Here is a 577-nt window from a genome sequence, read left to right on the forward strand (position 1 = left end):
GGGCAGTACAAAACGCCCAAAACCAGGGGATCTATTCGCACGATAGAGCTGTCAGAACAGGCTGTTGGATCTCTCAAGACCCTGATGAGGCTAGCGGAGCATCGTAAGGCTAAGAAGATTACGGTCACGAGGTCGGACAATCGCACTCAGATGAGTGAACAACGCACCCTGCTGGCTTACTACAGCGCCAAAAGGCGCAGTTATGCCTCGGTTGATGAGTTCCGTGAGCGGTTTTTCAGGCCGTTCTGTCAGGCTGCTGGGGTGCGTTATCGGGGGCCATCTCAATTTCGGCACACCTATGCAAGCCAACTGCTCTCGGCGGGGATCAGCATCGAGTGGATAGCCCGTCAGATGGGGCACACCGGTACGGAAATGGTGGTACGCCATTATGGCAAGTGGTTGATGGAGGACGCCCCTGATTATAGGGGTAGGGCTGACACGGTATTTAATGCCTGTATGGCTGGTCAGCAGGCTCAAGTTACTGTGCCGAGCTGTAATCAAAAAACTGAAGATAAAAACACAGAAAGCGAATTCGATGTCGACGCATTACTGGCAACTCCTGCTGTCATGCAGAGAT

At 52.9% G+C, this 577-nt stretch carries 1 protein-coding gene; it reads left to right on the forward strand.

Going from position 1 to position 577, the window contains the following annotated elements; all coding sequences use genetic code 11:
- Positions 1–84 precede the first annotated feature (84 nt).
- Positions 85–577 (forward strand): tyrosine-type recombinase/integrase (locus PG888_RS23095; RefSeq protein WP_333563465.1); only part of this gene is annotated, 493 nt, incomplete at its 3' end.

Source organism: Aeromonas sp. QDB23 (assembly GCF_027707745.1).
In the GTDB taxonomy this organism is placed as follows: Bacteria; Pseudomonadota; Gammaproteobacteria; order Enterobacterales; family Aeromonadaceae; genus Aeromonas; species Aeromonas allosaccharophila.